The 13440-nt window shown below is 42.2% G+C and carries 12 protein-coding genes; all 12 read right to left on the reverse strand.

Annotated elements, in window-relative coordinates; genetic code table 11:
- Window positions 1-87: 87 nt before the first annotated feature.
- The 12 genes from ACSBOP_RS12655 to infB all read right to left on the reverse strand — a co-directional run bounded on the left by ACSBOP_RS12655 (window position 88) and on the right by infB (window position 13385).
- A complete protein-coding gene (locus ACSBOP_RS12655; RefSeq protein WP_442600896.1) occupies window positions 88-681 on the reverse strand; it encodes a dipicolinate synthase subunit B in 594 nt (197 codons plus the stop codon).
- Complete coding sequence (gene dpsA, locus ACSBOP_RS12660; protein WP_442600897.1) at window positions 678-1577, reverse strand: dipicolinate synthase subunit DpsA; 900 nt, start codon at window positions 1575-1577, stop codon at window positions 678-680. Before dpsA ends, ACSBOP_RS12655 begins: the two co-directional genes overlap by 4 nt.
- A gap of 146 nt (window positions 1578-1723) precedes the next feature.
- Entirely contained in the window at window positions 1724-2143 is a 420-nt protein-coding gene (gene dut / locus ACSBOP_RS12665; RefSeq protein WP_442604465.1) for a dUTP diphosphatase, read from the reverse strand.
- Between the two features lie 16 nt (window positions 2144-2159).
- Window positions 2160-3413, reverse strand: a complete 1254-nt coding sequence (locus tag ACSBOP_RS12670; RefSeq protein WP_442600898.1) for a M16 family metallopeptidase — start codon at window positions 3411-3413, stop codon at window positions 2160-2162.
- Window positions 3414-3529: 116 nt separating this feature from the next.
- Window positions 3530-4600: a polysaccharide deacetylase family protein gene (locus ACSBOP_RS12675; RefSeq protein WP_442600899.1), complete on the reverse strand. Its 1071-nt coding sequence runs from the start codon at window positions 4598-4600 to the stop codon at window positions 3530-3532.
- A gap of 151 nt (window positions 4601-4751) precedes the next feature.
- Window positions 4752-6854: a polyribonucleotide nucleotidyltransferase gene (gene pnp / locus ACSBOP_RS12680; RefSeq protein ID WP_442600900.1), complete on the reverse strand. Its 2103-nt coding sequence runs from the start codon at window positions 6852-6854 to the stop codon at window positions 4752-4754.
- Between the two features lie 272 nt (window positions 6855-7126).
- Window positions 7127-7396, reverse strand: coding sequence for a 30S ribosomal protein S15 (gene rpsO / locus ACSBOP_RS12685; protein WP_258206322.1), 270 nt, complete (start codon window positions 7394-7396; stop codon window positions 7127-7129).
- Between the two features lie 187 nt (window positions 7397-7583).
- The gene (locus tag ACSBOP_RS12690; protein ID WP_442600901.1) at window positions 7584-8534 is read right to left on the reverse strand and encodes a bifunctional riboflavin kinase/FAD synthetase; all 951 of its coding nucleotides are present in this window, start codon (window positions 8532-8534) and stop codon (window positions 7584-7586) included.
- A gap of 43 nt (window positions 8535-8577) precedes the next feature.
- Window positions 8578-9501 carry a tRNA pseudouridine(55) synthase TruB gene (gene truB, locus ACSBOP_RS12695; protein ID WP_442600902.1) on the reverse strand — a complete coding sequence of 308 codons (924 nt, stop codon included), beginning with the start codon at window positions 9499-9501 and terminating at the stop codon, window positions 8578-8580.
- The gene (locus tag ACSBOP_RS12700; protein WP_442600903.1) at window positions 9498-10493 is read right to left on the reverse strand and encodes a DHH family phosphoesterase; all 996 of its coding nucleotides are present in this window, start codon (window positions 10491-10493) and stop codon (window positions 9498-9500) included. Before ACSBOP_RS12700 ends, truB begins: the two co-directional genes overlap by 4 nt.
- The gene (rbfA, locus tag ACSBOP_RS12705) at window positions 10490-10846 is read right to left on the reverse strand and encodes a 30S ribosome-binding factor RbfA (protein ID WP_442600904.1); all 357 of its coding nucleotides are present in this window, start codon (window positions 10844-10846) and stop codon (window positions 10490-10492) included. Before rbfA ends, ACSBOP_RS12700 begins: the two co-directional genes overlap by 4 nt.
- A 4-nt stretch (window positions 10847-10850) precedes the next feature.
- Window positions 10851-13385, reverse strand: a complete 2535-nt coding sequence (infB, locus tag ACSBOP_RS12710; RefSeq protein WP_442604466.1) for a translation initiation factor IF-2 — start codon at window positions 13383-13385, stop codon at window positions 10851-10853.
- Window positions 13386-13440 lie beyond the last annotated feature (55 nt).

Consider the following 13440-nt stretch of genomic DNA (forward strand, 5'->3'; position numbering starts at 1 on the left):
TACATAAAAATTGGAATGATAATATGAAATCTATCCCACCCTCCCTATACGACAGAAGAATGAAATAGATTTGTAAGTGAGTATTGTTTAATAATTAAAGCGTTCAATGATCATTGGTTGCAATTGCTTGCCTTCCAATGCCGCCTCACACGTCTCCATAATAAGATCCATTCTAGCAACTAAAGAATTTGCTTTCACATGCGGAGCATCTTGCCCGAATGGAACGAAGTAAATATTTTTCGTAATAAGCAGCTTCGCAATATTCGTTGAGTTCAGTCCGAGTCCATCATTCGTTGAAATCGCGAGAACAAGGGGCCGGCCATTGCGCATTTGAGCTTTTGCAGCCATCAGTACGGGACTCTCCGTCATCGCATTAGCAAGCTTGCTTGTCGTATTACCAGTACATGGGGCTATTAACATGACATCGAGCAGCTTAGATGGTCCAAGCGGTTCAGCTTCAGGTATAGTTGTGATCAATTCATTTCCAGTGATCGCTTTAATTTGAGCGACCCAATCTACCGATTTGCCAAAGCGAGTATCAGTGGTCATAATCGAATAAGATACAATGGGTACTACGTTAGCCCCACTATCAACAAATCGTTGAATTTGCGGCATAATTTCTTCTAATGTGCAATGTGATCCTGTAAGTGCAAAGCCTACTGTTTTTCCTACCCAGTTCATTCCACACCATCCCTCTTGATAAAGTCTTCTTCAATGAGCTGACTTAGCGTATTCGCTATGATACGTCCAGCTGATTTAGGAGCAACAATACCGGGAAGACCGGGAGCCAAAATGGCCTTTATTCCACGTTTTTCAGCGAACCGAAAATCGGTGCCGCCAGGACGGGAAGCAAGGTCAATAATGACAACACGATGCGGAATATTGGTTATAACCTGTGCTGTGACTATCATAGTCGGAATTGTATTAAAAAGCAAGTCAATATTGGCTACTCGCTCATATAAATCCTTGATGTAGAAGGGCATAAAGCCCATCTCTGATGCCCTTGCATAATGCTCTGGCCGTCTAACTCCAACTAGCACATGTGCACCTAATCCTTGGAGCGTTCTTGCCATCGTAATCCCCGTTCTGCCAAATCCTAAAACCATCGATTGTGACCCATGAATGGTAAAATCCGTATTCTGGATAGCCATCATGATCGCACCTTCTGCTGTCGGTATTGAATTGTAAATCGACACATCATCCCGCTCGAACAATTCAATGACTTCAATCCCATATTGATTGCAAAGATTTGTCAAATACGGTTTTGCCATACCTGTATAAACTTTCGCGTGTGCTGGTAACTGAGCAATATGAAGTTCTTGAAGAATCATCTCGTTCTTTGAAAATATAGACTCCACCTTGCCTTGGTCATCCGTCCCAACAGCAGGTAAAATAACAATATCTTTACCTGCGAGCACATCTTCTTTCATTTCCACTTTGGTAATTCCATTGTAATCTTGTTGCAAATTATCAAAGCCAATTAGCGTAATCGTTGCATCAAGTTCGCTTAATTTTTGAATAACCTCAAGCTGCCTGGCATCGCCGCCAATAAAGGCTACCTCTATTCCTGTTAGCATGAGCTTACGCCCCTTTCGCGGTCGTTTCAATATCTCATTGTATGCCCATGCCTACAAATGGTGCTTGTGTAAAGACTTAACCAATAAAAAAGAAGCGATCCCCAGTAGTTCACCTACTGTGAGATCGCCTCTCTTTGAAAAGTCACTTATTTACCTGTATGACCGAAACCGCCTGCACCTCGAACTGTCTCTGAAAGCTCAGATACCTCGTTCAATGTAATTTGTGGTACAAGCTGGAACACCATTTGTGCTATACGTTCACCGCGTGCTACAGTAAACGATTCTTGACCATGGTTTATGAGCAGTACTTTCACTTCGCCACGATAGTCCGCATCAATTGTTCCAGGTGAGTTAAGTGTTGTTATACCATGCTTGTAAGCAAGTCCACTACGAGGACGAATTTGTGCTTCTAATTCAATTGGCATGCTAAGCGCAAAACCAGTTGGAACAAGCGCACGCTCTCCAGGTTTTAATACCATTGGTTCAACAACAGCTGCATGTAGATCAAAACCACTTGCAGCTTCAGACATTTTTTGTGGTAACGGAATATCTTCATTCCCAGACATTTTCAATATCTCTACGTTATAAGACAAGCTGATTCCTCCTGAAGCCTTGCAAGGCTTGATCGTCTGCTCCAACCATCGCAACTGCAAATGGCATTTCAAATAATTGCTTCGTTAAGCTCTCAATTTGATCCATTTCCACACTATCGATTCGAGCTATAATTTCATCAAGTGTGTAGTGTCTTCCTGTCATAAGTTCATTTTTCCCTAAACGATTCATTCGTGAGCTTGTGCTTTCCAGACTAAGGATCAGTGAACCTTTCAACTGCTCTTTGCCTTTCTTAAGCTCAGCTGGGGTCATCCCCTTCTCTATAAGCTCTCTTAAGAGTTCAACTGTAACATCAAGAACTTCTTTCGTTTGTTTGGGTGCCGTTCCTGCATAAACGGTAAAATTACCGCTATCCGCATGTGCGGAGTGGTAAGAATACACGGAGTATGCTAACCCTCTTTTTTCACGAATTTCTTGGAACAATCTTGAGCTCATTCCACCGCCAATGACATTATTCAGTAGTGCCATTGGGTACAAATTGTGCTCATGCAGTGACAACCCTGGGATGGATAAACAGATATGGTTTTGTTCCGTTTTCTTCTCATGAAAAATAAGATCACTTAAAAAAGACGGTGCTTGATAAGTTGTTGATTCACCTGAATTTGTGAAAGAACCAAAATGCTTCTCCAGTAACTCCTTCACACTGTCATCAATATTTCCCGCAATCGCAAGCACTGTATTCTCAATGTTATAATGCTGTTTCATGTAGGAACGAAGATCGTCAGAAGTCATCGACTTCAAGTTATCTTGTGTCCCAAGAATCGTCGCACCAAGTGGATGCGATCCATAAGAAGCCCGTGCAATTAAATCATGCACAAGATCATCAGGTGTATCCTCGTACATTGCAATTTCTTCAAAAATAACGTTCTTCTCTTTCTCCATTTCTAGTTCGTTAAACTCGGAGCGGAAGAACATATCAGCTAACACTTCAACTGCTTGTGGTAAATGCTCGTCAAGCATTTTAGCATAGTAGCAAGTATATTCCTTCGAAGTAAAGGCGTTGACATTCCCACCAATTCCATCAAATATTTCTGCAATTTCTCTGGCGGAAAAATTCGGAGTTCCCTTAAACAGCATATGCTCAATAAAATGGGAGATTCCGTTATTAGCCGCGTTTTCGTTCCGAGAACCGGTTTTAATCCATATGCCGAAAGATACAGAACGACATGTAGGAATCGGCTCCATTACTACACGAAGTCCATTATTTAACGTATATTTAATCAATCGTGTACCCCCTAGATACTGATAAGCTGATTCATCACAATAAGATAAACGCCATAATCTATAATTCTACCAAAAACATGGAACCGACTCAACAGCAGTTCATTCCCATAGCACCTTTATTTTACTTTCCTAACCCCTGGTACTCGCTTGGGTGAAATTAATTCAGATACGGTTCCAATTGCAAGACCCTTATTTTTGATAATCTGAATCATTCGTTCCAGTGCCCCAGAGGATGAAACAGTAGGATGCATGAGAATTGTTGAACCGGCCTCAAGCCGTGTTGATATTTTATTTAGTATCGCTTCTTTTCCCGGATTTTTCCAATCAACCGTGTCTAGTGTCCACAAAATTGTTTGTAGTTTCAAACTTGCGGCGATTTCAACCGTTTCTTGATCAAAATCACCCGAAGGTGGAGCAAATAATTTATTCGTAACACCTAGTTTGGTAGCAATTAATTGCTCTGTTTTCACAATTTCTTGCTCTGCTTGATACCGACTAAGTGTACTCATATTTTTATGTGAGTAAGCGTGATTTGATACTTCATGCCCTTCATCACGGATACGTTTTGCCAATTCTTCATTCTTACTGAGCCATGTTCCATCAAAGAAAAAGGTTGCTTTCACTTTTTCCCTCGCGAGTGTTTCTAACATACCATCAAGAAACTCATTTCCCCATGCGACGTTGATCATAAGTGAAACCATAGCTTTTTGCGGGTTACCTCGATATATCGGGTGTGCACCAAGCGCCTCAAGACTCACTTTAGGAGATATTTCACGAAAGACATACGAAGTTTCATCTAGCTTTCCTTTACTCTTAGCCAATTGAAATGTCTGCTCCTCGTCTACTTCCAACCCATTATAACCCGGAATAAGCTTCCACACTCTATCAACCCTAGCATCAATGGGTGCAATACGTCTATTTAGCGCTTCTTGGTGAATTTGCTGTTTCAATTGCGCCGCATCTGTGGAAAGTTTTTGTGGTGTATTCGTCTTCAATGTGTCTACCTGATCCACCGCTAAACTTTCAACCTCACCTACAGCACTTCCTATGAGCATTCGTTGAAAAGCGAGCTGTACTTTGTTCCTTTTCACTTCACTTATATAAGCACTTACCGGTTTTACCAGATTCATAATAACCATGACAGCTACAAATAAAATGAGTAGTCCCATCCATCTTCTTTTGTTCATTTATACCCACACCCTAACCATTAATGATGTTGTGATGAGCATATGCGCAATGGGACAGGTTTAGACCAATTACAAGGACTACTGTAGCCTCTAATACACTTATGGACACAAAAAAGAGTCAGATCGCTCTGACTCTTTCATCAAATTAAGGTTATTCTTTCGATTCAACAGGTGTTTGAAGTGTTGCTTTACGGGAAAGGTTAACACGACCTTGTCCGTCAATTTCAGTTACTTTCACCGTGATGGAATCTCCGATAGAGACAACATCTTCAACCTTCGCTACACGCTCTGTTGAAAGCTGCGAAATATGAACTAAGCCTTCTTTTCCAGGTAAAATCTCAACAAATGCACCGAATTTCTCAACGCGTTTCACTGTTCCAAGGTATACTTCACCTACGACAACTTCGCGAACAATGCCTTCGATAATACCGCGCGCTTTATCCAGCATGGCTTCGTCAGATGAAGCGATAAATACACGTCCATCTTGCTCAATATCGATTTTAACGCCAGTTTCCTCGATAATTTTATTGATGATCTTACCACCAGCACCAATAACATCACGGATTTTATCCGGGTTAATTTGCATAACTGTAATTTTCGGAGCATATTGGGATAAACTTGCTTTTGGCTTTTCAATACGAGCAAGCATTTTATCAAGAATAAACATACGGCCAGCTTTCGCTTGTTCTAATGCTTGATTCAAGATATCACGGTTAATACCATCAATCTTAATATCCATTTGAAGTGCTGTTACCCCAGCTGCTGTACCAGCAACTTTAAAGTCCATGTCACCCAAGTGATCTTCCAACCCTTGAATATCCGTTAAGATTGAGAAATGATCTCCATCTTTAATTAGTCCCATAGCGATACCTGCTACTGGAGCTTTGATCGGTACACCAGCATCCATCATTGCCATTGTTGATGCACAAATACTTGCTTGTGAAGAGGAGCCATTCGATTCCAAAACTTCAGATACAAGACGAATTGTATAAGGGAATTCTGTCTCAGACGGAATCACATATTCAAGTGCTCTTTCACCTAAAGCACCATGACCAATCTCACGACGACCTGGTGGACGTAATGGTCTTGCTTCACCAACAGAGAATGGAGGGAAGTTATAATGATGCATAAAGCGCTTCGTTTCAGTTAAATCGATACCGTCCAAAATTTGAACGTCACCAAGCGCGCCTAGTGTACAAACTGACAATACTTGTGTTTGACCACGTGTGAACAATCCAGACCCGTGCGTACGCGGTAATGCGGAAATATCACATTCAATTGGACGAATCTCGTCAAGCTTACGACCGTCAGGACGTACTTTATCATGCGTGATTAAACGGCGCACTTCATCTTTTACGATGTCATGCAATACTTCTTTCACATCACCCATAAACTCTGGAGTTTCTGCATATATTGTTGTAAAATGCTCAATTGTTTCTGCATCAATCGCATCAATTGCATCTCGACGTGCATGTTTTTCAACAATTTTGATTGCATCAATGATACGCGCTTCTGCATAGGCACGAACAGCTGTATTCACATCAGCTCTAACTGTCTTTAGCTTCACTTCCATCTTCGGCTTACCTGCATCCAAGACGAATTGCTCTTGAATCGCTACGATCTTACGAATTTCATCGTGACCGAACATGATGGCTTCTAACATCACTTCTTCTGGAACTTCTGCAGCGCCAGCTTCTACCATCATAATCGCATCTTTTGTACCTGCTACGACGAGATGAATGTCACTCTTAGCAGATTGTTCTGTAGTCGGGTTAACGACGAATTGTCCGTCCACACGACCAACAATTACACCGCCAATTGGGCCGCTGAATGGAACGTCCGAAATACTAAGTGCAGCTGACACACCGATCATGGCAGCAATTTCAGGTGCACATTCTTGATCAACGCTCATTACCACCGCTACAACTTGTACATCATTACGGAAACCTTCTGGGAACAATGGACGAATTGGACGGTCTGTCAAACGACTCGCCAAAATTGCCTTCTCACTCGGTCTACCTTCTCTTTTAATAAAACCACCTGGGATTTTACCAACGGAATATAAACGTTCCTCATAATTTACTGTAAGTGGGAAAAAATCTAAATCCTTAGGTTCCTTCGATGCAGTAACCGTACACAACACTACAGTATCTCCATAGCGTGCGACAACTGCACCATTTGCTTGCTTGGCAAGTCGACCAGTCTCTAAGATTAAGGGACGGCCACCTAAATCCATTTGCACTCTTTTCTCCATAATTAACCTCCTGAAAGTAAAAACCAATTAAGGCTGTGATTGTAAGACATATAGATATTATAAATTTCATTCTATTAAGAGTAAAAATAAACAGAATGAATTTTTATGTATTCTTCATTGTAATTAGTATTTCCTTCTTTCCCGACATTTAATATCAGCACAAAACCTTATTTTATGCTAGAAAGAAGAAAAAGCAACCTGCCGACATCCATACGTTAGACTCGACTAGGAGACCAACGCAAGGGCAAGGTTGCTTTTGTTGTTAACTATTACTATCTGCGTAGACCTAGTTTCGCGATCAATGCGCTGTAACGAGCTACGTCATTTTTCTTCACATAAGCCAACAACTTACGGCGTTGACCAACCATTTTCAACAATCCACGACGGGAATGATGATCCTTTTTGTGCGTACGCAAGTGATCAGTCAAGTTGATGATGTTTTGCGTAAGGATAGCCACTTGAACCTCTGGAGAACCAGTGTCAGTGTCATGGTTTTTGTGCTCTTGAATCAATTCTTGTTTGCGTTCTTGAGTTAAAGCCATCCTTGTTCACCTCCTAATTCTTAATATCAATATAATCGCCTATAGCCCAGAGATCGTCGGTGAAAACGATTGTCCACGCTAAGGTTCTGTGCTGCCTGAAGCTAGCTTCTTGGGCAACGAATAAAATTATAACATAAATGATTTATAAAAGTAAATACAAGCATTTGGAATTAACCTGCTACACCGATTATTTTACTTGAAGTAGTTTTTCTCGGCAAGATTGTACATCCAGCTGAATTTGCTCAATCAGATCTTGAATCGAACTGAACTTTTGCTCTGGGCGGATGTAATCAACGAATTCCACGACAACTTGCTTGCCGTAAATATCTTGATCAAAATCAAGTAAATGCGCTTCAAGCGTCTGAATGAGTCCAGCACCCTCAAATGTTGGGCGAATGCCGATATTCATTACACCATCATGCTGCTCTCCATTTACGGTTACCCGAGCGGCGTATACACCATTTCGCGGGATGACATAGGGCTCAGTGAGCTTAATGTTCGCAGTTGGAAAACCGAGCTTCCGTCCGCGTGCATCGCCATGTACAACTACTCCCGAAATCGAATAACGTCTACCTAAAAGCGATTCGATGGTAATGATCTCGCCATTTAACAATTTATCGCGAACGGCTGAAGAACTTATTTTCGCATTTTGCAATTGATAAGGACGAACGACTTCAACAGCAAACCTGCCTTTGCTTAGCTCACACAATAAATCGACATTACCTTCTGCTTGATAGCCAAAGCGGAAATCAAAACCAACAATAACCGTCTCCACACCAAGACGTACAAGAATTTCATCTACGAATTGAGATGGACTCATACGCATTAATGCCTCGTTAAACGTCACTAAGTAGGCATACTCCACACCCAATTTAGAAAGTATCTCCATCTTAGCAGATATAGGTGTTAATAATTGCGTATATTTGTATTGCTCTTGACCCAACACTTCTCTAGGATGTGGATTAAATGACATGACAGCTAAAGGTACACGACCTGCATTAGCAGATTTCATCGCACGTGAAATTACCTCTTGATGGCCCAAATGGACACCATCAAATTCTCCTATAGCAAGAACTTGTTTCTCCGGAAGTTCTGGAAGTGCGGATGTTAATGGATATGTCAATGAAATTATTTTCACAAATATTCACCTACCATAATATAACCCTATGACATAGGATTCTCTACCCAAATATTTTATGCGGGAGAAGTAAGCAAGCTTCCTTCTTCCATACAAACAAACCGACAAATGTCCCACCATTACTATATACACGAAGGATTGATTCATCCGCTGTATCATTTGTCACAAGTTTAGGATCGATCTTCAATCTTTGACCTTGACTTGCTTGCTTAGCTTGAACATCCGTTAGCGTAACAGCATGCAAGTGCGCTACACCTTGATCGGCGGCAATCACATGCTCCTCAAGTGTACCAGATTTCTTCAACTCCGCAATCTGCTCCAAAGTCAGACATTGTTCCAATGTAATACTTCCAGTTCGAGTACGCAGCAGTTCTTTCATTGTTGCCGGGTACCCTAATTTCTTGCCAATATCAACGCAAAGTGTACGAATGTAAGTTCCCTTGGAACATGTGACACGAAACTTCACTTCAGGATGCGGCTTATCAAGTTCCATCTCTATAATATCAATCTCATAAATGGATACCTGACGTGGTTTACGTTCGACTTCCTTACCTTCGCGTGCAAGATCATACAATCTTTTCCCATTGATTTTTACGGCAGAGAACATAGGTGGAATCTGTTCGATATCACCAATAAAGCCCATGATAGCCTCGATAACAGCTTCCTTCGTTAAGGTTACCTGTTCTACTTCATCAATGATTGTACCTGTAGCGTCTTCTGTATCTGTTGCAACCCCAATGAGCAATGTTGCTTCATATTGCTTCGGCAATTCTTGAATATATTCTACCATGCGTGTTGCGCGGCCAATACATAGAGGCAGTACACCGACGACTTGAGGATCAAGCGTACCGGTATGTCCGATACGCCGAATTCCAAGCAATCCTCGTGCTTTGGCTACTACATCATGAGATGTCCAGCCCGCAGGCTTACGCACAGCTAAAATACCATCTATAGTTGTGTTCGTCATGCGAGTCTTTTCCCAACTTCCTCTAGCAATTTAGCAATGATTTCCTTAATGTCGCCTTCCAACGTGAGTCCAGATGCACGTACGTGTCCACCGCCTCCATATTGCTTAGCGATTTGTGCGACATCGACTTTACCTGCTGAACGTAGTGATACTTTGAATAGATTGGGTCCTCTTTGCTTAAAAAGAATACCTACCTCAACACCTTCAATGTTACGTGGATAATTCACTAAACCATCCAAATCTTCAACTGTCGCTTTTGAAGCTTCAATTAAGTTAGTGGTCGCGATTAGCCAAGCAACCTTACGATCCGGTGAAAAAGCAAGAGTTGGCAGTGCCATTTGCAGCACAACCATTTGCTCATAAGACATTCTCTCCAATAATCGCTCAGCAAGTTCTGGACCTTGTGCACCTAGATCAAGCAGTTCAGATGCCATTCTCATCACTTTAGGCGATGTCGACGAATAGCGGAATCCACCTGTATCTGTTAAGAGGCCTGCATAAATTAAGTTTGCAAAATCACGATCCGGTTGAATCTTTAACTGAATAGCTAGATCATACAAAATCTCCACCGTTGCTGCAGCATCTGGCTGAATTAAATGAACGCTCCCAAAACAATCATTCGTTGGATGATGATCGATATTGAGTAATTCATATGACTCGCCAAAAAGAGCGCTGACTTTACCTATTCTGGAAAAATCAGCGCAATCTACCGTAATGATGGCAGGAAAAGTGCAGGATGCCTCTTCAGTCGAACCTTCTTTAATTTCTCCTACACCAGGTAAGAAATGAAACTTAGAAGGGATACTACCCTCATTGATCATCGTATATCTTTTATCAAGTTGTTGTAGCATCCACCCCATAGCTGCGGTAGAAGCAGCCGCATCCCCATCTGGTTGAACGTGAGCCACGACAAGAAAATTGTCGTGGCTGTGAAGAAACTCGGCTGCTTGCTGCAACTGGGAATGATACTCCTGCACGGTACCTTTTATCATTCTGGCGAATTCTCCTCATTAATTTGATGTAGAAGACTTTCAATTCGCGAACTGTAATCAATTGACGTATCAATTTTGAACACCAGGTCAGGTACGATCCGAAGCCGGATACGCTTGCCTAGCTCTGAGCGAATAAAACCCTTCGCTTTGTTCAAAACTTGAAGTGCTGCATTCTTCGTCTCCTCAGAACCTAAAACACTTATATATACTTTCGCTTGAGACAGATCATTCGTCACATCTACACCAGTAACGGTGATGAAACCGACACGAGGGTCTTTAATATTCGTTTGAATGATTTGAGAAAGCTCTTTCTTAATCTGCTCTCCCACCCTACCTACACGAACTCGTGCCATGTGATCACCTCTCTACTGACTCCATAATGAAGGCTTCAATGATGTCGCCTTCTTTAATATCGCTATACTTCTCGATGGAAATACCGCATTCATAACCTTGTGCAACTTCCTTCACATCATCTTTAAAGCGTTTTAAGGAATCCACTTTACCTTCTGTAATTACGATACCGTTACGGATCAAGCGCAATTCCGCATTACGTGAAATTTTACCAGAAGTCACCATACAACCTGCGATCATACCGGAACCTGTAATTTTGAACACGTTACGAACTTCGGCATGACCAAGGATGTTCTCTTTGAAGATTGGGTCCAAGATCCCCTTCATAGCTTGCTCAATTTCTTCGATCACATTATAGATAATGCGGTGCAAGCGAACGTCAACTTTTTCTTGTTCTGCTGCATTTTTCGCAAGCGGCTCTGGACGTACGTTAAAGCCGATTACGATCGCATTGGATGCAGAAGCAAGAAGAATATCGGACTCCGTAATCGCACCTGCGCCTGTATGAATAATTTTCACACGTGCACCTTCTACTTCAATCTTCTCTAATGAACCGCGAAGTGCTTCAACGGAACCTTGAACGTCACCTTTGATAATTACGTTCAAATCTTTCACATCGCCAGCGGCCATGTTACTGTACAAGTCTTCAAGCGTAACTCTTGAATTCGCACCCATTTCGGATTGACGAAGTGTAATCGCACGCTTCTCAGCGATATCACGCGCTTTACGCTCATCTTCGAATACGATAAACGGATCGCCAGCAAGTGGAACTTCAGTCAAACCAGTGATTTCAACTGGTGTAGAAGGGCCTGCTTCTTTTAAACGTTTACCTTTGTCATTCACCATTGCACGAACTCTACCGAAACATACGCCTGCTACGAAGGAATCCCCAACTTTAAGGGTACCATTCTGGATAAGAAGACGTACAACTGGTCCGCGGCCTTTATCAAGCTCTGCCTCGATAATTGTACCACGAGCACGCTTGTTCGGGTTCGCTTTGTATTCTTGTACTTCTGCTACGAGAAGAATCATCTCAAGCAAGTTCTCAAGACCAATGCGTTGTTTCGCAGAGATTTCGCAGAAGATTGTGTCGCCGCCCCACTCTTCAGGAACGAGTTCATATTCTGTAAGTGCTTGTTTGATACGGTCAATATCAGCACCTGGCTTATCAATCTTGTTCACTGCGATAATGATCGGTACATTCGCTGCTTTCGCATGCGAGATTGCTTCAACTGTTTGAGGCATTACACCGTCATCTGCAGCAACAACGATAATCGTAATATCAGTAACTTGAGCACCACGAGCACGCATAGTTGTAAATGCTGCGTGACCTGGAGTATCAAGGAAGGAAATTTTCTTGCCGTTCACTTCAACTTGGTAAGCGCCGATATGCTGTGTGATACCGCCTGCTTCGCCTTCTGTTACATTCGTCTTACGAATCGCATCTAGAAGCGTTGTTTTACCGTGGTCAACGTGACCCATGATAGTAACAACTGGTGGACGTTCAATTAGATCTGCTTCATCATCCACTTCTTCGAAGTTCTCAAACTTATCTTCTTCAACACGAATCTTCACTTCAACTTCTTCTACACCAAGTTCAGCTGCAATCAGTTGAATCGTTTCAATATCAAGCTCTTGGTTAATCGTTGCCATAATGCCCATCATCAGAAGCTTTTTGATTACTTCAGAAGCATCTTTGTGGAGCACTTTCGCAGTTTCACCAACAGTCATATTGCCACGAACGATAATTTTCTTCGGTGTGTTATCGATTTTTTCTCTCTTAACTTGATCCGCACCTCTGCCGCCTTTACCAAAGCGTTGGTTACCTTTACCGTTCTTATTTCCACCTCTGAAGGCACCTGGTTTGTTGTCATCAAAACGACGTGGTCCAGTACCTGGTTTCTTTGCACCCGGTTTAAAATCATCACCATCGCGTCTTGGCGATTGAGTGCTACGGTCGTCAAATTTACGATTCGCAGGAGCATTAGAGCGTCCTTGACTTGCTGCTGGAGCGCTGCTTCCACCGCGTGCAGGTTGTGAAGATTGACCTGCATTCGAGTTTTGCGGTCGGTTACCTTGATAGCCGCCTGTACTTCCTTGGGATTGACCCGATGGGCGGTTGTTATATCCACCTTGACCAGATCCTTGGTTTGGACGAGATTGACCACCCTGTCCTTGGTTCTGACCCGGGCGACGATCGTTGTTAGGGCGATTGTTATTATTGTAAGATGGACGATTACCACCTTGCTGTTGATTGGAAGGTCTATTACCTTGCGCTGCATTAGACGTTGAAGAACCACTAGTTGTGCTAGAAGCAGTCTGCGGCTTAGCTTCACTTGCTGTTGCTTGTGCAGGTTTATTCGTTTGTTGAGGTGTAGATGAAGTTTTTGCTGGCTCTACACGCTTCGCTGCTGCATTGGATTTAACATCATGGAAAAATTTCTCCACAGCCGTAACTGTTTCATTTTCCATAACACTCATGTGATTTGTAACAGGAATGTCCAATCTCTTGAGTATTGTGATGATCTCCTTAGAGCTCATGTTTAAATTTTTTGCGTATTCGTAGACTCGAAGCTTATCTTTATTGTCGCTTTTA

Source organism: Paenibacillus sp. KN14-4R (assembly GCF_052180255.1).
Lineage (GTDB): Bacteria > Bacillota > Bacilli > Paenibacillales > NBRC-103111 > Paenibacillus_AM.

Bases quoted from the DNA above. Each gene is read 5' to 3' on its own strand.
- rpsO (WP_258206322.1), bottom strand. From the start codon at position 7,396: ATGGCTTTAACTCAAGAACGCAAACAAGAATTGATTCAAGAGCACAAA.
- dpsA (WP_442600897.1), bottom strand. From the start codon at position 1,577: ATGCTAACAGGAATAGAGGTAGCCTTTATTGGCGGCGATGCCAGGCAG.
- pnp (WP_442600900.1), bottom strand. From the start codon at position 6,854: ATGGAGAAAAGAGTGCAAATGGATTTAGGTGGCCGTCCCTTAATCTTA.
- truB (WP_442600902.1), bottom strand. From the start codon at position 9,501: ATGACGAACACAACTATAGATGGTATTTTAGCTGTGCGTAAGCCTGCG.
- ACSBOP_RS12700 (WP_442600903.1), bottom strand. From the start codon at position 10,493: ATGATAAAAGGTACCGTGCAGGAGTATCATTCCCAGTTGCAGCAAGCA.
- rbfA (WP_442600904.1), bottom strand. From the start codon at position 10,846: ATGGCACGAGTTCGTGTAGGTAGGGTGGGAGAGCAGATTAAGAAAGAG.
- dut (WP_442604465.1), bottom strand. From the start codon at position 2,143: ATGTCTGGGAATGAAGATATTCCGTTACCACAAAAAATGTCTGAAGCT.
- ACSBOP_RS12675 (WP_442600899.1), bottom strand. From the start codon at position 4,600: ATGAACAAAAGAAGATGGATGGGACTACTCATTTTATTTGTAGCTGTC.
- ACSBOP_RS12655 (WP_442600896.1), bottom strand. From the start codon at position 681: ATGAACTGGGTAGGAAAAACAGTAGGCTTTGCACTTACAGGATCACAT.
- infB (WP_442604466.1), bottom strand. From the start codon at position 13,385: ATGAGCTCTAAGGAGATCATCACAATACTCAAGAGATTGGACATTCCT.